The organism is Streptomyces sp. NPDC001781 (assembly GCF_053596035.1).
The window spans coordinates 263,040-285,006 of the sequence record NZ_JBSFFI010000004.1 but is presented as its reverse complement, the minus strand read 5'-3'; the positions used below and the strand labels follow the sequence as shown (position 1 = coordinate 285,006).

Below are 21,967 nucleotides of genomic sequence, written 5' to 3'. Positions count from 1 at the left end.
GCGGCGTCCGGTGCGGTGCATCGCAAGGCGGAGCATCGCCCGCGTACTGGATGTACTCGGGCGACGCGACAACGCGGCGAGGTGCCGTGCCGGACGCCGCGAGCCGGTGAACCTTCCCGGTCACAGCACTAGCGCGCGGTCCCTCCCTTCGCCGGCGCCGGCAGGAAGCCCGTGCGCTGGAACCAGGTGAGGTAGCGGGTGAGCACCTCGTCGGTCAGGTCGGGCTGGTGGACGCCCAGGGTGTCCACCGCCTTGGCCGTCTGGTGGGAGTCGAAGCGCCGCCGGTCCATCGCCTCATGCCGGGTCTGCGGCTCGTCCCCGAGGAAGAGCTGGGCCGCGTTGTCCGGGTCGGCGGCGACGCGGGCCTGCCACTCCTCGACGGGGACGGTGGCGAGCTCGTGGCCGAGCCGGGCGGCCGCCGCGAACACGCGGCCCAGGTCCGGGGCGTCCGGGTTGGTGAAGTGGTAGACCTCGCCGCCGGGCTGCACCGCCCCGGCGAGCGCCACGACCGCCCGGCTGACGTGGTCCACCGGCACCCAGTCGGTCGAGCCGTACGGCAGGTCGGGCACGGCGCCGGCCTGGAGGCAGCCCTTGATGAGCTGCCAGAGCAGGTCCCGGTCCTGGCAGGCGCCGGTGACGGTGTCGCCGCTGATGCGGCCGGGCCGGTGCACGGTGACCGGCAGTCCGCGTTCGGCGGCGAGTCGGACCAGTCCCTCCGCGACCCACTTGCTGCGGGCGTAGCCGTCGGGCAGCCCGGCCGGCGGGCCGGTCGGGGTGGACTCGGTGACGACGACCGGGTCGGGTCCGGTCGCGGGGGCGAACACGCTGGTGGTCGAGACGTAGTGCAGGCCCGGTGACGCCGAGTCGGCGAGCAGCCGCAGCAGTTCCTCGGTGCCCGCGACGTTGGGGGCACGCAGATCCCCGTACCCGGCGGCGAAGTTGACGCGCGCGCCGTTGTGCAGGACGGGGCCGAGCCGGCGGACCAGCGCGGCGCGGTCCTGCGGGCTCAGGCCGAGGCCGGGGGCGGCGAGGTCGCCCGGCACCGCGTTGATCAGGGTCTCGTAGCGGGGCTGCCAGAGACCGTAGTGCTCCAGGTTGGCCCGCAGCCGCTCGGCGGCCCTCCGCGGGTCCTCGGCGCGGACCAGGCAGTCGACCGGGCCCCCGGTGCTCTCGAGGAGGTCCCGCAGGAGGAACGCGCCCAGGAACCCGGAGGCACCGGTGAGCAGCGGGCGCGCGCCGGGGCGGACGCTCCTGCGCCCGGTGGCCGTGATGTCCGGGGCGAGCCGTACCTCGGCGGCCAGGTCCGGCCCGCTGCCGTACCCCTGCTCCTCGGGTGTGCGCTCCAGCAGGCGGGCGACGCCCTCCACGGTCGGCGCGGCGAAGAGGTCCCGCAGGGAAAGGCGCCGCCCGCAGTGTTCCTCGATGCGCTGGGCGAGGGTGACCGCGAGCAGGGAGTGGCCGCCGAGGGCGAAGAAGTCGTCCCGGACGCCGACCTGAGGCACACCGAGGGTCGTGGCGAACACCGCGCACAGCGCGCGCTCCAGATCGGTGCGCGGGGCGGTGCCCTCCCCGGCGGCGGTGCGCCCGGGTGCGGGAAGGGCCTGCCGGTCGGTCTTGCCGTTGGGGGTGAGGGGCAGGGTGTCGAGCGTGACGTAGGCGGCCGGAACCATGTGGTCGGGCAGCGTCTCGGCGAGTCCGGCGCGCAGTCCGGCGGCGTCGGGGACCCGCTGCCCCTCCTCCGCGACCGTGTAGGCGACCAGGCGCCGGTCGCCGGGGCGGTCCTCGCGGACCATCGCGCAGGCGGAGCCGATACCGGGCAACGCGGTCAGAGCGGCCTCGATCTCCCCGAGCTCGATACGGAAACCGCGCAGTTTGACCTGGTCGTCGACGCGCGAGACGTAGACGAGTTCCCCGTCCCCTGTCCAGCGGGCCAGGTCACCGGTGCGGTACATCCGGCCGCCCGCGGGGTCGAAGGGGTCGGCCACGAACCGGGTCGCGGTCAGGGCTGTCCGCTCGTGGTAGCCACGGGCGAGGCCGGCGCCGGAGACGTACAGCTCACCGACCACGCCGGGAGGGACGGGGGCCAGCCGGCCGTCCAGGACGTGGACGCGGGTGCCGTCGAGGGGAACGCCGATGGGCACGGTGCGGTCGGGGGCGAGGGGGCCGTCGGCGTGCTGGAAGGCGCTCATGGTGGCGCAGACGGTGGTCTCGGTGGGCCCGTAGGCGTTGACCAGGTGCCGGCCGCGCGCCCAGGTGTGCACCAGGTGCGGCGGGCACGCCTCGCCGGCCAGGGCGACGGTGATGCCCTCGGGGAGCGAGTCGGGCGGCATCACCGCGAGCGCGGCGGGCGGCAGGGTGAGGTGGGTGACCCCCCGCTGCCGGACGGTGCCGGCCAGGGCCGGGCCGGGCAGCAGGGCGTCGCGCTCGTCGATCTCCAGGCAGGCCCCGGTGAGCAGGCCCATGCACATCTCCCAGAACGCCGCGTCGAAGCTGACGGACGCCAGGTGCAGCACCCGGTGGCCGGGACCGACCCGCAGCCGCTCGGCGTGCGTCCGGGCCAGCGCGCCGACTCCCTGGTGGGTGACCACGACTCCCTTGGGAAGGCCGGTGGAACCCGAGGTGTAGATGACGTACGCCGGGTGCGCCGGGTCGGGATCACCGGGGACGGGAGCGGGCACCGTGTCCCGCGCGAGGTCGGCTGCGTGGACGTAGGGCACCGGCAGCTCGGGCAGCCGCTCGAGCACCTCGGGGGTGGCCAGCAGCAGGCGCGGCCGGGAGTCCTCGACCATGTGGGTGAGGCGCCGGGCCGGATAGTCGGGATCGAGCGGTACGTACGCCGCGCCGGCCTTGAGGACGCCGAGCAGGGTGACCAGCAGCATGCGGTCGCGGGGCAGCGCGACGGCGACCCGGTCCTCCGCGCCGATGCCGCGCGCGGCGAGGCCGGCGGCCACGGAGTCCGCCAGAGCGTCCAGTTCGCGGTAGGTGAGCGTGGTGGTGGCGTCGCGCACCGCCGGGGCGTCCGGGGTGCCGTGCACCCGGCGCCGGAACAGTGCGGGGACGCTCGCGGGCCGTTCGGCCTCCGGGCCGGTGCCCCAGGCGGTGAGACGGGCGCGGTCGGCGCCGGTCAGCACGTCGTAGGCGCGCAGCGGGCGGTCGGGGTCGGCGGTCACGGCGTCGAGCAGCCCGGAGAGGCGCTCGCCGAGGGCCTCCACGGTGTCCGCGTCGAAGAGTTCCGTCGCGTAGTCCACGGCGGCCCGCATGGCACCCGGTGCGCCCCGGTCGTCGTGGGTCTCGGTGAAGGTGAAGGACAGGTCGAACTTGCTGACGTGCAGCTCGACCGGGACGGGGCTCACGGTGAGGCCGGGCAGCTCGACCGGGGTGGCCGGGCTGTGGTTCTGGAGGACGAGCATGGTCTGGAACAGCGGGTGGTGGCTCTGCGAGCGCGCGGGATTGAGGAGCTCGACCAGCCGCTCGAAGGGCAGGTCCTGGTGGGTGTAGGCGGAAAGGTCGAACTCCTTTACCCGGTCGAGCAGTTCACGGAAGGTGGGGTCGCCCGAGAGGTCGGTGCGCAGGACGAGGGTGTTGACGAAGAAGCCCACCAGATCGGTGGCGGCCTCGTCGGTACGCCCGGCGACGGCGGTGCCGAGCGGGATGTCCTCGCCCGCTCCGTGCCGGGAGAGCAGCAGGGAGAGGGCGGCCTGGAGGACCATGAAGACGCTGCATCCGCTGGTGCGGGCGAGGTCCGCGATCCGCCGGGCGGTGCCGGCGTCCAGCGTGAAGTCGTGCGTGGCGCCGGTGTGGTGGGGCACGGCGGGGCGCGGCCGGTCCCAGGGCAGGTCGATCAGCTCGGGCAGCCCGCCCAACGCCCGCTTCCAGTGGTCCAGTTGGCCGGACAGCACGCTGTCGGGGTCGTCCTCGCCGCCGAGGAGGGCCCGCTGCCAGAGGGCGTGGTCCACGTGGTCGACCGGCGGCGCGGTCCACTGCGGGGCCGCTCCGCCGACGCGGGCGCGGTAGGCGGTGCCCAGGTCGCGGGTGAGGGGTGCGAGGGAGGAGCCGTCGGCGGCGATGTGGTGGACGACGAGGACGAGGACGTGTGAGTTCTCGGTCAGCCGCAGCAGTGTCGCCCGGAGCGGGAGTTCGGTCTCGATGTCGATGGCCTCGGCGGCGGTCTCCGCCACGGCCGCGCCGAGCCGGTCCTCGCCGGCGTCCCGGACGGTGAACGGCACGCTCCGCTCGCCCGGTTCGGTGATCCGCTGGTGCGGGCCCTCCCCGGCGGCCGGGAAGAGGGTGCGCAGCGCGGAGTGCCTGGCCACCACGTCGTCCAGTGCGGCGCGCAGGGCCTCCTGGTCCAGCGGCCCGTCGAGACGCACGGCGAAGGGGATGTTGTAGGTGGCCGAGGGGCCGTCGAACCGGTGCAGGAACCACAGGCGCCGCTGGGCGTACGACAGCGGCAGCACCTCGGGGCGCGGCTGCGGGACCAGGGCGGGGCGCGCCGGGCGGTCGCCGTCCGCGAGGACGGCGGCGAAGGAGGCGACCGTGGGGTGCTCGAAGAGGGTACGGATCTCGGTCTCGGTGCCCAGCGCGGTACGGACACGGCCGACCAGCCGGGTGGCGAGCAGGGAGTGGCCGCCCAGGGCGAAGAAGTCGTCGTCGACGCCGACCCGGGGCACGCCCAGGACGTCCGCGAAGAGTTGGGCGACGATCTCCTCGTGCGCCCCGCGCGGCGCCCGTCCCGGGGCGCCCGGCCCCGGACCCGTGGGCGCGGGCAACGCGGCCCGGTCCACCTTGCCGTTGACGGTCAGCGGGAGGGCGTCGAGCGGCTGGATGGCGGACGGCACCATGTAGGAGGGCAGGTGGCGGCCGACGTGCGCGGCGAGCAGGCCGGGGTCCGCGGTGCGGCCGGGGGCCGGTACGACGTACGCGGTGAGGGTGCGGTCGCCGGGGAGGTCCTCGCGGACCAGGACGCAGGCGGCGCGCACGGCCGGATCGGTGCGCAGGACCGCCTCGATCTCGGCGGGCTCGATGCGGTGGCCGCGCAGCTTGACCTGCTGGTCGGCGCGGCTGACGTAGTGGATCAGGCCCGCGCCGTCCCGCCGCACCACGTCGCCGGTGCGGTACATCCGGGTGCCGTCCCCCTCGAAGGGGTCGGCGACGAACCGGGTGGCGGTGAGGCCGGGCCGCCCGAGGTAGCCGCGCGCCACACCGGGGCCCGCGATGTACAGCTCGCCCTCGGCGCCGGCGGGTACCGGGCGCAGGGCCGCGTCCAGGACGTAGGCCCGCATGCCGTCCAGCGGGCGGCCGATCGCGGGCATGCCGGACGGGGCGCCGGCCGGGACGCGGTGGAGGGTGGCGAAGGTCGTGGTCTCGGTGGGGCCGTAGGCGTTGAGGACCGTGGTGCCGGGGTGGGCCGCGGCCAGCCGCTGAAGCACACCGGGCGTCGCGGCCTCGCCGCCGGCGGCGGCCAGCCGGAGCAGGCCGAGGGCACCGGGATCGGTCTCGGCGACGACGTTGAACAGGGCGGTGGTCAGGAAGGCCGCCGTCACCCCGTACCGGGTGACGAGGTCGCGGAGTGTCTCCGGCTGGAGCGTTCCCGGAGGGGCCACGACGACTCGGCCGCCGCTGAGCAGGGGCGCCCAGATCTCGAAGGTGGCCGCGTCGAAGACGTACGCGGAGTGCATGAGCACGGCGTCGGCGACGCCGTCGGCCCAGGTGCGGTCGGCGGCGAGGGCGGTGATGTCGGCGTGGGTGACACCGACGGCCTTGGGCAGGCCGGTGGAGCCGGAGGTGAACATGACGTAGGCGAGCCGGTCGCCGCCCGGCACGGCGGGCAGGGCGCCGGGGGCGAAGGGGCCGCCGCTGACGACGCGTCCGGCCGAGTCCACGGTGAGGACGGGGATGCCGAGTCCGCGCACCCACGGGTCGTCCCGCGTGGTGCCGTCCACGACGAGGGCCCGCAGCGGGGCGGACTCGGTGACGCGGTCGAGGCGGTCGGCGGGCCAGCGCGGGTCCAGCGGGACGTAGGCGGCGCCCGCGCGCAGTACGGCAAGGGCGGCGGTGACCTGGGCCGAGGAGCGGCCGAGCAGGATGCCGACGCCGTCCTCCGGGCCGGCCCCGGAGCCGGTCAGGGCCTTGGCCAGCCCGGTGGACAGCTCCTGGAGCTGTCCGTAGGTCAGCTCCTCGCCCGCGCCGGTGACGGCGATGGTGCCGGGGTGGTGCACGGCCCGCCGGGCCACCATGTCGGGCACGCTCAGGTTCCGGACGTCGAGGCGGAGCTCCGCGCCCCGTCCGGCCGCCAGCAGTTGCTCCCGCTCCCCGTCCAGCAGAAGCGGCAGATCGTCGGCCCGTACGTCGAGGCCGTCCGCCATCCGGGTGAGCAGGCGGCGCATGCGGGCCACGGTCTGCTCGATCGCGGTGCGGCCGAGCAGGGCGGGGCGGTAGCCGAAGGTGACGCGGAGGCTGTCCTCGCCGGGGGCGATGGTGAGGGTGAGCGGGTAGTGGGCGGCGTCGGTGCCCTCGATCCCGGTGACGGTGAGGCCGGCCATGCCCTGCTGGGCGGTGCGCAGGGCGTCGGCGTCGAGCGGGTAGTTCTCGAAGACGGCGAGGGTGTCGAAGAGCCGGTCCAGACCCGCGGTCTCGCATATCTCGGTGAGCCCGGCGTACTGGTGGCCCAGCAGCCCGGCCTGCTCCTCCTGGAGACGGGTGAGCAGCGCGGCCAGCGACTCGCCGGGCTCGGGGCGCAGCCGTACCGGAACGGTGTTGATGAACAGGCCGATCATCGTCTCGATGCCGGGGATCTCCGGCGGCCGTCCGGAGACGGTGGTGCCGAACACCACGTCGGAGCGTCCGGTGAGGTGGGCGAGCACCAGGCCCCAGGCGCCCTGGACCAGGGTGTTCAGGGTGAGCCGGGAGGCGCGGGCCGTCTCGCGCAACCGGTGAGTGGTGTCCCGGTCCAACTCCAGTACGAGGGTCTCGGGCAGCTCGGCGGAGCCGGGCCCCTCCGGCGCGTCCCGGCCGGCGAGCAGGGTCGGCGTCTCCAGCCCCGCCAGCGCGCCCCGCCAGGTCTCCAGCGTGGCCGCCCGGTCCTGGGCGGCCAGCCAGGCGAGGTAGGTGCGGTACGGGGTGACGCGGGGCAGCGCGAGGTCGTCGCCCTGGTGGGCGTACAGCTCGAACAGTTCGCGGACCAGGAGCGGGACGGACCAGCCGTCGAAGAGGAGGTGGTGGCTGGTCATCACCAGCCGGTGCCGGCCGGGCCCGGTGTGGACGAGGGTGAACCGCATCAGGGGCGGTGTGGTGAGGTCGAAGCGCCTGACGCGGTCCTCGGCGAGGAACGCCTCCAGCGCCTCCGGGCCCGCGGCACCGCCGGCCGGGGTGAGGTCCAGCTCCTCCAGCGGTACGGGGACCCGCGCCGCCACCGCCTGCACGGGCTGGTCCAGGTCCTCGTGGAGGAAGCCGACCCGGAGGTTGGCGTGGCGGCGCAGCAGGGTGCCGATGGCCGAGCGCAGGGCGAAGACGCTGACGGTGCCTTCGAGGTCGAACACGAACTGGGTGGTGTAGACGTCCACGGCCTGGGAGTCGTAGAGCGAGTGGAAGAGCATGCCCGCCTGCAACGGCGTCAAGGGCAGTACGTCCTCCAGCTGGAACCCGGTCACTTGCGTCCACCCCACCTGTTCTGAAGTCGGTCGATCTGAGCCTGGTCGAGGGAGACCAGAGGAAGGTCGGACGGCGTGTAGCCGCCCGCGTCGGGCTGTTCGGCGTGTTCGGCGACGGCGCGCAGGGCGCGGGAGAAGGCGTCGGCCAGGTCCGCCACGTCCTCCTCCTTCAGGAGGTCGCCGGGCCAGGCCCAGCGGGTGACGAGGACGGGACCGTCGGGGCGGTCCTCGGTGTGCGCGTTGATGTCGACGACGTGGTGGACGGGCATGTCCGGGTCCTGGCTGCGCGGCTGGCCCCCGTCGAGGAGGATCTCCCAGTCGCCCGCGCTCCCCGCCGGACTCGCGTACCTGCCGAGGTAGTTGAAGCCGATCTGCGGGGCCTCGGCGGTGAGCCGGTCACGGGTGGCGGGGTTGAGGTGCCGGAGCATGCCGTAGCCCACGCCGTGGTCGGGTATCGCCCGGAGCTGTTCCTTGATCTGCTTCACGGCGCGGTCGATCAGGGTCGCGTCGAAGCGTCCGGGGTCGAGGAGCCGGCCTGGGCCGGGGTCGAGGCGGACCGGGTAGAGGCTGGTGAACCAGCCCACGGTGCGGGAGAGGTCGATGTGGTCGGCGAGCTGCTCCCGGCCGTGGCCCTCCAGGTCGATCAGGACACCGGTGTCGTCCGTGCGGCCGGTGCCCCGGTCCTCGCGCCAGCCGCGGATCGCGAGGGCGAGCGCGGTGAGCAGCACGTCGTCCACCCCGGCGTGGAAGGCTGCGGGCGCGGTGGTGAGCAGCGGGCCGGTCCAGCGGGTGTCCAGCCGGGTGGTGATGGTCCGGGTGTGCTCGGCGGTGTCGCGCCCGGCGTCCAGCGGCCGGTGCCCGAGGCGCGGGTCCGGGGTGCTCAGTACGTCTTCCCACAGCGGGAGTTCACGCTCCCGCTCGGGGGTGCGCGCCTGGGCCGCGAGCAGGCGCGCCCAGCTCCGGTACGGCGTGGCCACGGACGGCAGGGGCGTGGGCGTACCGGTGACCGACCGCCAGGCGGCGGCGAGGTCGGCGCCGAGCACCCGCCAGGAGACCGCGTCGACGGCCAGGTGGTGGACGACGATCAGCAGCCGGCCGGGGGTGTGCGCTCCCGCGTCGGCCCAGACGGCCTCGATGACATGGCCGTCGGCGGGCCGCAGCCGGGCGCGGGCCTGCTCGCCCGCCTCGGCGAGCGCCGCGGTGGCGGCGTCGGGGCCGAGCCCGGTGGCGTCGAGCCGGGTGAGGCGTTTGCGTGCCTGTACGGCGCCGGGCGGCTGCGCGTAGAGGAAGGGCTCCTCCTCGGTGGACCGGGTGACCCGCATCCGGAGCATGTCGTGGTGGTCGATGAGGAGTTGGAGGGTGGCGGCGAGGGTTTCCTCGTCGGCGTCGGCCGGGGTGCGCAGGACGGCGGACTGGTTGTAGCCGTCCGTGGGGCCGGGCCGCTCCAGGAACCAGGCCGCGATGGGCGTGGGCGGCATCTCGCCGGTGCCCGACTCGGCGGGTTCGGCCGAGTCCGCCGTCAGCACGGTGGCGGCGGCCGCGATGGCCTCCGGTGTGCGGTGCACGAAGACGTCGCGCGGGGTGACGGCCAGCCCGGCCTGCCGGACCCGGCTGACGAGCTGGATGGACAGGATGCTGTCGCCGCCGAGCGCGAAGAAGTCGTCGTCGGTGCGGACGGTGGCCGCCCGCAGCACGGAACCGAACACCTCGCACAGCACGCGCTCGCGCTCGGTGCGCGGCTCCCCGCCCGGCCGGGTACCGGTGGTGCGGGCCGGTGCGGGCAGGGCGCGCCGGTCGGTCTTGCCGTTGGGCATCAGGGGCAGCGCGTCCAGGCGCACGAAGAAGGCGGGTGTCATGTACGGCGGCAGCACCTCGGCCAGCCCCCGGCGCAGCGCGTCGTCGGCCACGTCGGCCGCTCCCCGGCCGGGTACGACGTAGGCGACCAGGCGGCGTTCTCCCGGCTGGTCCTCGCGTACGACGGCGCAGGCGGCGGTGACGCCCGGGAGGGCGGCGAGCGCGGTCTCGATCTCGCCGAGTTCGATGCGGAAGCCGTTCAGCTTGACCTGGTCGTCGGCGCGGGAGACATAGGTGAGCAGGCCGTCCGCGTCGCGCCGGACGAGGTCGCCGGTGCGGTACATCCGGCTTCCCGCGGGCCCGTACGGGTCGGCGACGAAGCGGATGGCGGTAAGCCCGGCCCGGCCGAGGTAGCCGCGCGCCAGCCCGTCGCCGGCGATGTACAGCTCGCCGGTGACACCCGGCGGCACGGGCTGGAGGCGGGCGTCGAGCACGTGGGCGCGGGTGTTGTCGACGGGGCGTCCGAGCGGCACGCTCCCCTCGGCGGTGCCGGAGTCGTCGTCGGTGTGGTGGTGGGCGGTGGCGTCGATGGTGGTCTCGGTGGGCCCGTACAGGTTGTGCGGCTCGGCCCGCCAGGCGTCCCGGACCCGGCGGGCCAGGGTGCGCGGCAGGGGTTCGCCGCCGCAGAGCACGGCCCTGAGGGTGGCCGGAGCCTCCTCGCCGGCCGTCTCGGTGAGCACCAGCGAGAGGTGCGAGGGAACGAACTGGGCGATGGTGGCCCCCAGTTCACGCATCCGCCCGAGCAGCCCGGCGGGGTCGTGGTTGAGCGCTCCCGGTACCGGGCAGGTCGAGCCGCCGTGCAGCAGCGGCAGCCAGGTCTCCCACACCGACGCGTCGAAGCTGGGTGAGGTGCGGGCGAGGACCCGGTCGTCGCCGGTGAGAGCGAGGTGGCCGGCCATCCACGCCATGTGGTTGGTGAGCGAGGCGTGGGTGACGACGACGCCCTTGGGGCGGCCGGTGGAGCCCGAGGTGTAGATGACGTAGGCGGCGTCGCGCGGGTCGGGCACCGCGGCGGGCGGCGCGGTGCGACCGGTGGACCAGACGGACGGGTCGTCCAGCGTGAGCGCGGGAACGTCCGGCCGGCGGTCCCGGACCCGGTGGGCGTGGGTGAGCAGCAGGACCGGGCGGGCGTCGGAGAGGGTGTACGCGATGCGTGCCTCGGGGTGGTCCAGGTCGAGGGGCAGGTAGGCGGCCCCGGCCTTGGTCACGGCGAGCATCGCCACCGCCTGGTCGGCGGTGCCCTCCAGGGCGAGGGCGACGAGGTCGCCCCGGCCGATGCCCCGGCCGCGCAGATGGTGCGCGAGGTCGTTGGAGAGGTGGTCGAGTTCGGTGAAGGTGAGGGTGCGGTCGGCACCGCGGACCGCGACGGCGCTCGGGGTGCGTGCGCACTGGGTGCGGAACGCCTCGGGGGCGGTCCGCGCGGGCACCGGCCGGACCGGTCCGAGGGCCGCCCGTTCCAGCCGCTGCCGCTCGGACCCGCCCAGCACCTCGGTCTCGTGCACCCGCCGGCCGGGGTCGGCCGCGAGGGAGGCGAGCAGGTGGGTCAGCCGGCCGGCGAGGGAGTGGGCGGTGGCGGGGTCGAACAGCTCGGTGGAGAACTCCAGCACGCCGTCGAGCCCCGCGGGGTGTCCGGCGCCGTCCTCGGTCTCGGTGAAGGTGAAGGTCAGGTCGAACTTGCTGATGCCGGTACGCACCGGCTGCTCGGAGACGGTGAGACCGGGCAGCTCGACGTCGGCGCCGGCCGTGTTCTGGAGCACCAGCATGGTCTGGAAGAGCGGGTGGTGGTTCTGCGCCCGCTCGGGGCTGAGGGCGTCCACCAGCCGCTCGAAGGGCACGTCCTGGTGGTCGTAGGCGGCGAGGTCGAACTCCCTTACACGGTCCAGTACTTCCTCAAAGGTGGGATCGCCGGTGAGGTCGGTGCGCAGCACCAGGGTGTTGACGAAGAAGCCGACCAGGTCGTCCAGCGCCTCGTCGGTGCGGCCGGCGACGGCCGTGCCGAGCGGGATGTCCTCCCCTGCGCCGTGGCGGGACAGCAGCACCGCGAGGGCGGCCTGGAGCACCATGAAGAGGCTGCACCCGCGGGCGCGGGCGAGCGCGGCGAGGGCCTGGTGGGTGGCGGCGTCCACGGGGAAGGCGAACGCGTCGCCCCGGTGCCCGGTGACCGCCGGGCGCGGCCGGTCGCCGGGCAGCTCCAGCAGCTCGGGGGCTCCGGCCAGCGCCTCTCGCCAGAAGGCGAGTTGCCGGGCGGTCCGGCTGTCCGGGTCCTCCTCGTCGCCCAGCAGAGCGTGCTGCCACAGGGTGTAGTCGGCGTACTGGACGGCGAGTTCGGCCCAGCCCGGCTCCTCGTGGGCGAGCCGCGCCCGGTACGCCTCGCCGAGGTCGCGGGCGAGCGGCGCGAGCGACCAGCCGTCGCCCGCGATGTGGTGCAGGACCAGGACGAGGACGTGCGCCTCGGCGCCGAGCCGTACCAGCCGGGCCCGTAGCGGTGCTTCGGCGCTCACGTCGAAGGCGTGGGCCACCTCGGCGGCGAGCACCTCGTCCAGGCGGGCGGGGTCGGCGTCGCGGGGCGTGAGGTCGATGTCGGCGGTGCGGGCGTCGAGGATGAGCTGGCGCGGCACGCCGTCGGTGTCGGGGAAGACGGTGCGCAGGCTCTCGTGGCGCTCGACCACGTCGGCCAGCGCGCTCTCCAGCGCGTCGGCGTCCAGCGGGCCGTCGAGACGCAGCACGAGCGGCACGTTGTAGGTGTCGCTGGGCCCCTCGAACCGGTTGAGGAACCAGAGCCTGCGCTGCGCGAAGGACAGCGGCAGCGGCTCCGCCCGGCGCTCGGCCCGCCGCAGCGGGAGACGCGCCGCCTCGGCGCCGTCCAGCACCGCGGCCAGCGCGGCCGGCGCCGGGTGCTCGAAGAGGGTCTTGACGGGGACCTCCACGCCGAGGGCGGCCCGGACGCGGGCGGTGAGCCGGGTGGCGAGCAGGGAGTGGCCACCGAGTGCGAAGAAGTCGTCGTCGGGGCCGGCCGCCTCCAGGCCGAGCACGTCGGCGAAGAGTCCGCAGAGGATCTCCTCGCGGGCGGTACGGGCGGGGCGCACGCCCACCGGCGCGTACTCGGGCACGGGCAGCGCGCGCCGGTCCACCTTGCCGTTGGGGGTGAGCGGGAGCGCCTCCAGCAGGACGAGGGCGCCGGGCACCATGTAGGCGGGCAGCGACCGGCCGACGGCACGGGCGAGGTCGGCGGGGTCGGGGTTCGCGCCGTTCGCGGGGACGACGTAGGCGACGAGGCGCCGGTCGCCCGGCGTGTCCTCGCGGACCACGGCGAAGGCGTCCGCGACCCCCTGGCAGGAGGCGAGGGTGTTCTCGATCTCGCCCAGCTCGATCCGGTAGCCGCGCAGCTTCACCTGGCCGTCGGACCGGCCGACGTAGGCGATCTGGCCGTCCGGGGTCCAGCGGACCAGGTCGCCGGTGCGGTACATCCGGCCGCCCGCGGTGTCGAACGGGTCGGCGACGAACCGGGTGGCCGTCAGTCCGGGCCGTCCCGTGTAGCCGCGCGCCACTCCGTGTCCGGCGAGGTACAACTCCCCCACCACGCCCGGCGGTACGGGGCGCAGCGAGTCGTCCAGGACGTGCAGGCGCATCCCGTCCAGCGGGCGGCCGATGGGCGGGGGCCCGGCGGGCAGGTCTGCGGCCACCGGATGGCGGGTGGCGAAGGTGGTGGTCTCGGTAGGGCCGTACACGTGCAGGACACGGGTGTCCGGCGCGAGGGCCGCGACCCGCTGCATGGCGTCCGGGGAGGCCAGTTCACCGCCGGCGCACACCAGCCGCAGACCGGTGAAGGCACCGGGGTCGGTCTCGGCGATCACGTTGAACAGCGCGGTCGTCATGAAGACGGCCGTGGCCCCGTGGGTGTGCACCGCGTCGTCGAGGGCGCGGGCGTCCAGCACGCCCGCGGGCGCGACGACGATCCGGCCGCCGTGCAGGAGCGGGGCCCAGATCTCGAAGGTGGAGGCGTCGAAGACGTACGCCGAGTGCATCAGCACGGCGTCGGCGGCGCCCTCGCGCCAGGCGGAGTCGGCGGCCAGCGCGACCACGTCGGCGTGGCTGACGCCGACGCCCTTGGGCAGGCCGGTCGAGCCGGAGGTGAACATCACGTAGGCCAGCGCGGCCGGACCCGGTACGGGCACCGGGCGACCGGGCCGCGCGGGCGCACCCCGCAGGACCCGGCCGAGCCGGTCCAGCACGACGACCGGTGTGTGTGCGGCGGCCGCGCGCACCCAGGGTGAGTCCTGGGTGTCCTCGTCGGCCAGGAGGACCTTCACACCGGCGGCCCCGGCGACCTGGTCGAGCCTCTCCTCGGGCCAGCGGGCGTCCAGCGGGACGTAGGCCCCCGCGGCGCGGACGGTGGCGAGGGAGGCGGTCACGACGGCCGGGGACCGGCCGAGCAGCACGCCGACGCCGGTCTCGGGGCCGACACCGAGGCCCGCGAGGGCGGCGGCGAGTCCGGCGGAGAGGGCGTCGAGTCCGGCGTAGGTGAGGCGGTCCTCGCCGGCGGTGACGGCCACCGCGTCCGGGGTGCGCGCGGCCCGGGCCGCGAAGAGCGCGGGCAGGACGGCGGGCTCGCCGGTGGCGGGCAGGGCGCGACCGGTGCCCCAGCGGGTGACGCGGGCGCGCTCGTCCGGCGTCATCAGGTCGTGCTCGGCGACCGGGCGTCCGGGTTCGGCCGAGACCCGCTCCAGCAGGCGCAGCAGCCGGTCCGCGAGGTTCTCGACCGTACCGCGGTCGAACAGCGCGGTGGCGTACTCCACCCCGGCGCCGAGACCGCCGTCCCGGTCCTCGGTGAAGGCGAAGGTGAGGTCGAACTTGCTCAGCCCGTTGTGCACGAGCCGGTCCTCGACGGCGAGGCCGGGCAGGTCGGGGCGAACGCCGTCCTGGTTCTGGAGCACCACCATGGTCTGGAACAGCGGGTGGTGGTCACGGGCCCGGACCGGGTTGAGGTGCTCCACCAGCCGCTCGAAGGGCACGTCCTGGTTGGCGTACGCGGCGAGGTCGAACTCCCGGACGCGTACGAGGAGTTCCCGGAACGTCGGGCGGCCGGAGAGGTCGGTGCGCAGCACCAGGGTGTTGACGAAGAACCCGACCAGGTCCTCCAGTGCCTCGTCCGTGCGGCCGGCGACGGGCGAGCCGAGCGGGATGTCGTCGCCCGCGCCGTGCCGGTGCAGCAGGGTGGCCACGGCCGCCTGGAGCACCATGAAGAGGCTGGTGCCCGATTCCCTTGCCAGCCGCTGGAGTCGCCCGTGCAGCTCGGCGGGCACCTCGAAGGCGTGCACGCCGCCCCTGGGGTCGGCGGCGGCCGGGCGGGGCCGGTCGAGCGGGAGGTCGATCAGGCCGGGCATGCCGGCGAGCGCGGTGTTCCAGTGGTCCAGTTGCCCGCGCAGCACACCGTCGTCCGCGGGCTCGCCGCCGCCCTCGCCGAGGAGGGCGCGCTGCCAGAGGGTGTAGTCGGCGTACTGGAGCGGGGTGCCGAGGGTGAGCCCCGGACCGGCGCCCTCGAGGCGGGCGCGGTAGGCGGTGCCGAGATGGCGCGCGAGCGGGGCGAGCGACCAGCCGTCACCGGCGATGTGGTGGACGACGAGGACCAGCACATGGTGTTCGGGCGCCGAGCGCAGCAGCAGCGCGCGCAACGGCAGGTCGGCCGTGACGTCGAACGTCTCCCGCACGGCTGCCAGTACGGCCGCGTCCATGTCGGCCGGCGCCGTGCTCACCACGGGCAGCGCGGGCGTGGCCGCCTCGGCGGGCAGGACCGTCTGGTACGGCACTCCGTCCCGCTCGGGGAACACCGTGCGCAGCGCCTCGTGCCGCTCGACGACGTCGCCGAGCGCGGCCCGCAGGGCGCCCGGGTCGAGGACGCCGTCGAGTTCGAGGACGAGCGGGATGTTGTAGGTGGAGCTGGGTCCCTCCAGCCGGTTGAGGAACCACAGCCGCCGTTGGGCGTAGGACAGCGGCAGCGGCTCGGGGCGGTGAGCCGCGGGCAGCACGGCGGGGCGGGTCCGGCCGGGGGTGTCGAGGGCGCGGGCCAGGCCGGCGACGGTCGGGTGCTCGAAGAGGGTGCGTACCGCGACCTCCGCCCCGAGGACGGCGCGGATGCGGCTGACGACCCGCATGGCGAGCAGGGAGTGGCCGCCGAGGTCGAAGAAGCTGTCGTGCGGGCCGACGGCGGGGCGGTCCAGCACGTCGGCGAAGATCCCGGCGAGGAGCTCCTCCTGCGGGGTGCCCCGGCCGGGCGCCGTCTGCGTCTCGGTCTCCGGCCCGGGTTCGGGCAGCGCGCGCCGGTTCACCTTGCCGTTGGGCAGCAGCGGGAGTTCGTCCAGGACGACGACGGCGCCGGGCACCATGTAGTGCGGCAGCGTCTCGGCGAGGTCGTCGCGCAGGGTGAGGGCGCGCGCGGCCCCGTCACCGGTGACGGCGTACGCCACCAGCCGGCGCCGGCCGGGGGCGTCCTCGCGGATGACGGCGCAGGCCGAGATGACACCGGGACGGGCGAGGAGCGCGGCCTCCACCTCTCCCAGCTCGATGCGGAAGCCCCGCAGTTTGACCTGGTCGTCGGCACGGGAGACGTACTCGATCAGCCCGTGCCGGTTCCACCGGACGAGGTCGCCGGTGCGGTACATCCGGGCGCCGGTGGTGTCGAACGGGTCGGCGACGAAGCGCTCCGCGGTCAGGCCGGGGCGCCCCAGGTACCCGCGCGCGAGGTTGGGCCCGGCGAGGTACAGCTCGCCGGTGACCCCGGTCGGTACGGGGCGCAGCCGGGTGTCGAGGACGTAGGCGCGCATGGTGTCGACGGGCCGGCCGATCGGCACGGTGTCCGCCGCGTGGCCCTCCGCGGCCTCGGCGACGCGGTGGGCGGTGGCGTCGATGGTGGCCTCGGTCGGGCCGTACAGGTTGTGCGCCTCGGCGTGCCAGGTGCGGGCGATGTCGTCCGCCAGGGCTCGGGGCAGGGGTTCGCCGCCGCACAGGACGGCGCGCAGCGCGGGCAGCGGTGCGGCGTCGGCGGCCTCGGCGAGGACCAGCGCGAGGTGCGACGGCACGAACTGGGCGACCGTGACACCGAACCGGTCCATCCGGTCGACCAGCGCCCGCGGGTCCTGGTTGACGCCGTCCGGCAGCACGCACACCTCGGCGCCGTTCATCAGCGGCAGCCACAGCTCCCACACGGAGGCGTCGAAGCTGGTGGAGGTGCGGGCGAGGACCCGGTCGCGCCGGGTGAGCGACAGGTGTCCCGCCATCCAGGCCATGTGGTTGGCGAGCGCGCCGTGCGGCACGGTCACGCCCTTGGGGCGCCCGGTGGAGCCCGAGGTGTAGATGACGTACGCCGGGTCGGCGGGGCGGATCGGCTGCCCCGGCTCGCCTCCGAGCGAGCCGAGCCGGTCCGGGTCGAGCCGGTCCGGGTCGAGCCACGGTACGCCGGTGGGCGGAAGCGTCTCGTGGACGTCGCGCGTGGTGAGCAGCAGGACCGGGCGGGCGTCGGTGAGCATGTGCCGGATGCGGACGGCCGGGTAGCGCGGGTCCACGGGCAGGTAGGCGGCACCGGCGCGCAGGACGGCCAGCATGGCGACGACGGTGGTGGCGGACGGCGGCAGGGCGAGCGCGACCAGCGTCTCGCGTCCCGCTCCGCGCTCGCGCAGCGTGTGGGCCAACGCGTCGGCGCGGGAGTCGAGTTCGGCGTAGGTGAGGCTGGTTTCCGCGTCCCGTACGGCGGTGGCGTCCGGGGTGCGGGCGGCCCAGTCGCGGACCGCTTCCGGGGCGGTGACCGCGGGGAGCGGGCGTCGGGTGCCGTGGCCCTGGGCGAGGAGGCGGTCGCGTTCGCCGGGGCCGAGCGGGTCGAGGTCGCCGAGGCGCCGGTCGGGGTGCCGGACGGCTTCGGTGAGGACGCGGGCGAACCCGTCGCACAGGTCGCGGGCGGTGGCCTCGTCGAAGAGGTCGGTGGCGTACTCGAGGTAGCCGCCGATGCCCCGCGCGGAATCGGACCGGCCGGCCGAGGCGGCGTTCTCGGTGAGCGAGAAGGTCAGGTCGAACTTGCTGATCCCGGTGTGCCCGGAGCGGTCGCGGCTGACGATGCCGGGCAGGTCGATCCCGGCCCGCTCCTGGCTCTGGAGGACCAGCATGGTCTGGAAGAGCGGGTGGTGGTCGCCGGACCGCTCGGGGTTGACCGCCTCCACGAGCCGCTCGAACGGGATGTCCCCGTGGCCGAACGCCGCGAGGTCGAACTCCTTTACCCGTCCAAGGAGTTCCCGGAACGTCGGGTCGCCGGACAGGTCGGTGCGCAGCACCAGCGTGTTGACGAAGAAGCCGACCAGGTCGTCCAGCGCCTCGTCCGCGCGCCCGGCGACGGCGGTGCCGAGCGGGATGTCCTCGCCGGCGCCGTGGGCGCCCAGGGTGACCGCGAGGGCGGCCTGGAGCACCATGAAGGGGGTGCAGCCGGCCGCGCGGGCCAGCCCGACGAGCGCGGTGTGCGCGTCGGCGGGCAGCTGGAAGGGCACCGCGCCACCGCGGTGGCTCGGGACGGCCGGGCGCGGCCGGTCCAGCGGGAGCTCGAGCAGGTCGGGGGCGCCGTGCAGCGCCTGGCGCCAGAAGGCGAGCTGCCGCCCGGCGAGACTGCCCGGATCGCCGTCCTCGCCGAGCAGCTCGCGCTGCCACAGGGCGTAGTCGGCGTACTGCACCCGCAGCGCGGGCCAGTCGGGGGTGTCCTCCCCAGCCAGCCGGGCCCGGTACGCGGCGCCGACGTCGCGGCTGAGCGGGGCGAGGGACCAGCCGTCGGCGACGACGTGGTGCGGGACGAGGACCAGGATGTGCCGGTCGGCACGCAGCCGCAGCAGTCCGGCGCGGAAGGCGACGCCCCCGGCCAGGTCGAAGGGGGCACCGGCCAGCCGGGCGACCGCCTCCTCGGCCCACACCTCGGCGTCCGCCCGGGCCGGGGGCTCCTCCACGGCGAGCGGGACCAGTTCCGCGGCGTGCGCGGCGTCCAGAATGATCTGGCGGGCGACCCCGTCCTCCTCCGCGAACACGGTGCGCAGGCTCTCGTGCCGGGCCACCACGTCGGCGAGGGCGCCGCGCAGGGCGTCGGTGTCCAGCGGGCCTTCGAGGTCGAGGACGAGCGGCACGTTGTAGGTGTCGCCGGAGTCCTCGGCCCGGTTGAGGAACCAGAGCCGCGCTTGCGCGAAGGAGAGCGGCACGGTGCCGGGGCGGTCCTGCGGGACGAGCGCGGGGCGGGCCTCGCCGGAGGTGTCGAGCACGGCGGCCAGCGAGGCGACCGTGGGGTGCGCGAAGAGGGTGCGCAGGTCGAGTTCGGCGCCGAGCGCGGCGCGGACCCGGCCGGTGAGGCGGGTGGCCAGCAGGGAGTGGCCGCCGAGGGCGAAGAAGTCGTCGTCGACGCCGACCGCGTCCAGGCCGAGCACGTCGGCGAACAGGCCCGCCAGCACCTCCTCGTGAGCGGTGCGCGGGGCACGCCCGGCGGCCGTGGCGGCGCGGGGGGCGGGCAGGGCACGGTGGTCGAGCTTGCCGTTGGCGTTGAGGGGCAGCGCGTCGAGCAGGACGAAGGCCGACGGCACCATGTAAGCGGGCAGCGCCCGGCCCACGGTACGGGCGAGCGCGGCGGCGTCCGGGGCGGTGCCGGGTTCCGGTACGACGTAGCCGACGAGGCGCGGGTCGCCGGGCGCGTCCTCACGGACCAGGACGCGCGCGGAGCGTACGGCGGGGTCGGCGAGCAGGGTGTTCTCGATCTCGGCGGGCTCGATGCGGAACCCGCGCAGCTTGACCTGCCCGTCGACGCGTCCGGCGTACTCGATGTCGCCGTCGCCGGTCCAGCGGGCGAGGTCGCCGGTGCGGTACATCCGGGCGCCGTCCGCGCCGTACGGGTCGGCCACGAACCGGGCGGCGGTGAGCCGGGCGCGGCCCAGGTAGCCGCGGGCGACGCCCGGGCCGCCGACGTACAGTTCGCCGACCACGCCGGGCGGCACCGGGCGCAGGCGGTCGTCGAGGACGTAGGCGTTCATGCCGTCGAGGGGGCGTCCGATCGGGGGGACGCCGGCCGTGCCGGCGGTGACCTGGTGGCGGGTGGCGAAGGTGGTGGTCTCGGTGGGGCCGTAGACGTTCAGCACCCGGGTGCCGGGGGCGGCCTCGGCGACCCGCCGGGTCAGGCCGGGGGCCGCCGCCTCACCGCCGGTGGCGACCAGGCGCAGTCCGGCGAAGGCGGCCGGGTCGGTCTCGGCGACGAGGTTGAACAGCGAGGTCGTCAGGAACAGCGAGGTGACCCCGTGCCGCTGCGTCATGTCCGCAAGGACGCGCGGCTCCAGGCCGCCGGGGGGTGCGACGACCACCCGGCCGCCGTTGAGGAGCGGCACCCAGATCTCGAAGGTGGAGGCGTCGAAGACGTACGCGGAGTGCATCAGCACCGCGTCCGGGACGCCGTCCCGCCAGGCCGAGTCGGCGGCCAGCGCGAGCACGTCGCCGTGCGTGACACCGACGCCCTTGGGGAGGCCGGTGGAGCCGGAGGTGAACATCACGTAGGCGAGGCGGTCGCTCCGTTCCACCTCGCTCGGGGTTCCGGGCCGTTCGGGGGCGCCCCGGAGGAGGCCACCGCGCTCGTCGACGACGAGGACGGGAAGGGTGGCGGCCCGCTCCTCGACCCAGTCCGTGCCGGCGTTGGCCGCGTCCACGACCAGGGCGCGGACCCCGGCGGTCGCAGCGACGCGCTCGAGCCGCTCGGCGGGCCACGCGGCGTCCATCGGCACGTACGCGGCACCGGCGCCCACCGCGCCGAGCGTGGCCGTCACCACGGCGGCCGAGCGGTCCACCAGTACGCCCACGCCGTCCTCGGCACCCACGCCCCAGCCGTTCAGCGCGCCGGACAGGGCGGTGGCCGCCTCGGCCAGCTCACGGTAGGTGAGGGTGTGCGCGCCGGCGACGACGGCCGGGGCGTCCGGGGTGCGGCGGACCTGCGCGGCGAACGCCCGCGGGAGCGTGTTCTCCCCGGCGGGGAGTTCGCCCCCGCGTCCCTGCGCGAGCATCTCGGCGGTGGCGGTGTCGTCGAGCAACCGGATGTCGGCGAGCGGGGTTTCGGCGTCCGCCCCGGCCAGGGCCGTGAGGAAGGAGATCACGGCGTGCTGGTGCAGCCGGACGTCGTCCGGGTGGTACAGCTCCGGGTTGGTGTCGAAGCCGATCAACGGCCCCTGCCCCTCGGATCGTTCGGAGACGAAGAGGGAGATGTCGTCCACCGGGCCGATGGACAGCAGCCGGGAGGTGGCGGGGCTGCCACCGAAGTCGAGGCCGTACTCGAAGCCCATGATGTTGACGACGGCGTCGGTGAGGCGGGCCCCGCCGTCGGCCACGTTCAGCTCGCGCGCGAGCTGTTCGCGGGAGAAGCGGCGGTGGCGCATCGCGCCGCGCATCTCGGCGGCGACCGCGCGGACCAGCGCGCCGACCGTCATGTCCGGGGTCACGGCCAGGCGCAGCGGCAGGATGTTGGACGTCATGCCCACGATGTGACGCAGGCCCGCGTGCCGTCCGTGGGAGGCGAGGCCGATCCGGACGTCGTTCGTGCCGGTGACCCGGGCGACGTAGGCGGCGATCGCGCTGACGACGACGGCGGTCCAGGTGGTGCGGCTGTCCCCGGCCAGCCGGCGCAGCTCCTCCAGGACGGTGACCGGAAGGGTGTCGCCGGAGTGCAGCTCCACCGGTGCGTCGGAGGCGTCGCCCGGGGCCGGGGCGTCGGTGCGGCGGCGGACGAGGGGTGCGGCGGCGCGGGTCCCGTCGCCGGAGGTGTCCCCGGCCGGGGTGGTGAAGCGGCCGGTCCAGTAGGCGCGGTCGGCCTCCGTGCGGCCGGAGGCGCGGTGGGCGGCCTCCTCGTCGACCAGGTCGCGCAGGGGTGCTGCGGTGATCTCCTCCGTGGAATCGCCCCGCACGGCACGGCTGTAGAGGTCGGCGACGGTGCGGGCGAAGAGGGCGCCGCTGAGGCCGTCGACGGCGATGTGGTGGTAGCGGATGTACCAGTAGTGCAGTGCGGGGCCGAGCCGGAGCAGCGCGAAGTGGTGCCGGGGGGCGGTGAGGCGGTCGACGGTGGCCATGTCGTCGGCCATGTACCGCTCGGCCGCGGCGGTCGGCTCCGCCTCACCGCTCAGATCCACCCGGTGGAGCCGGCTCGGGGCGTCCGGACCGGGGCGGACCACCCGCTGACGAATCGTTTCACCCTCTGTGACGAACTCCAGGTGAAAGCTGTCGTGGAGGTGGACCGCACGGTCCACAGCGACGGCGAATAACTCCTCGTCGAGGCCGCCACGGATCTCCAGGCATTCCCCGATGTTGTATTTGGGGCTGTCCGGATCGACCAGTTGCCCGTACCACACACCCTGCTGTGCGGTGGTCAGTTCGAACGATTCGTCGGGCGTCGCGGCGAACGCGGCCGAGCGGTATTCAGGCAT

At 75.2% G+C, this 21,967-nt stretch carries 2 protein-coding genes; both read right to left on the bottom strand.

Features of this window, described 5'->3' with window-relative positions:
* Positions 1-128: 128 nt before the first annotated feature.
* Positions 129-7,649: an amino acid adenylation domain-containing protein gene (locus ACWCV3_RS05980; protein ID WP_451218961.1), complete on the bottom strand. Its 7,521-nt coding sequence runs from the start codon at positions 7,647-7,649 to the stop codon at positions 129-131.
* Positions 7,646-21,967: an amino acid adenylation domain-containing protein gene (locus ACWCV3_RS05975; protein ID WP_451218958.1), complete on the bottom strand. Its 14,322-nt coding sequence runs from the start codon at positions 21,965-21,967 to the stop codon at positions 7,646-7,648. Before ACWCV3_RS05975 ends, ACWCV3_RS05980 begins: the two co-directional genes overlap by 4 nt.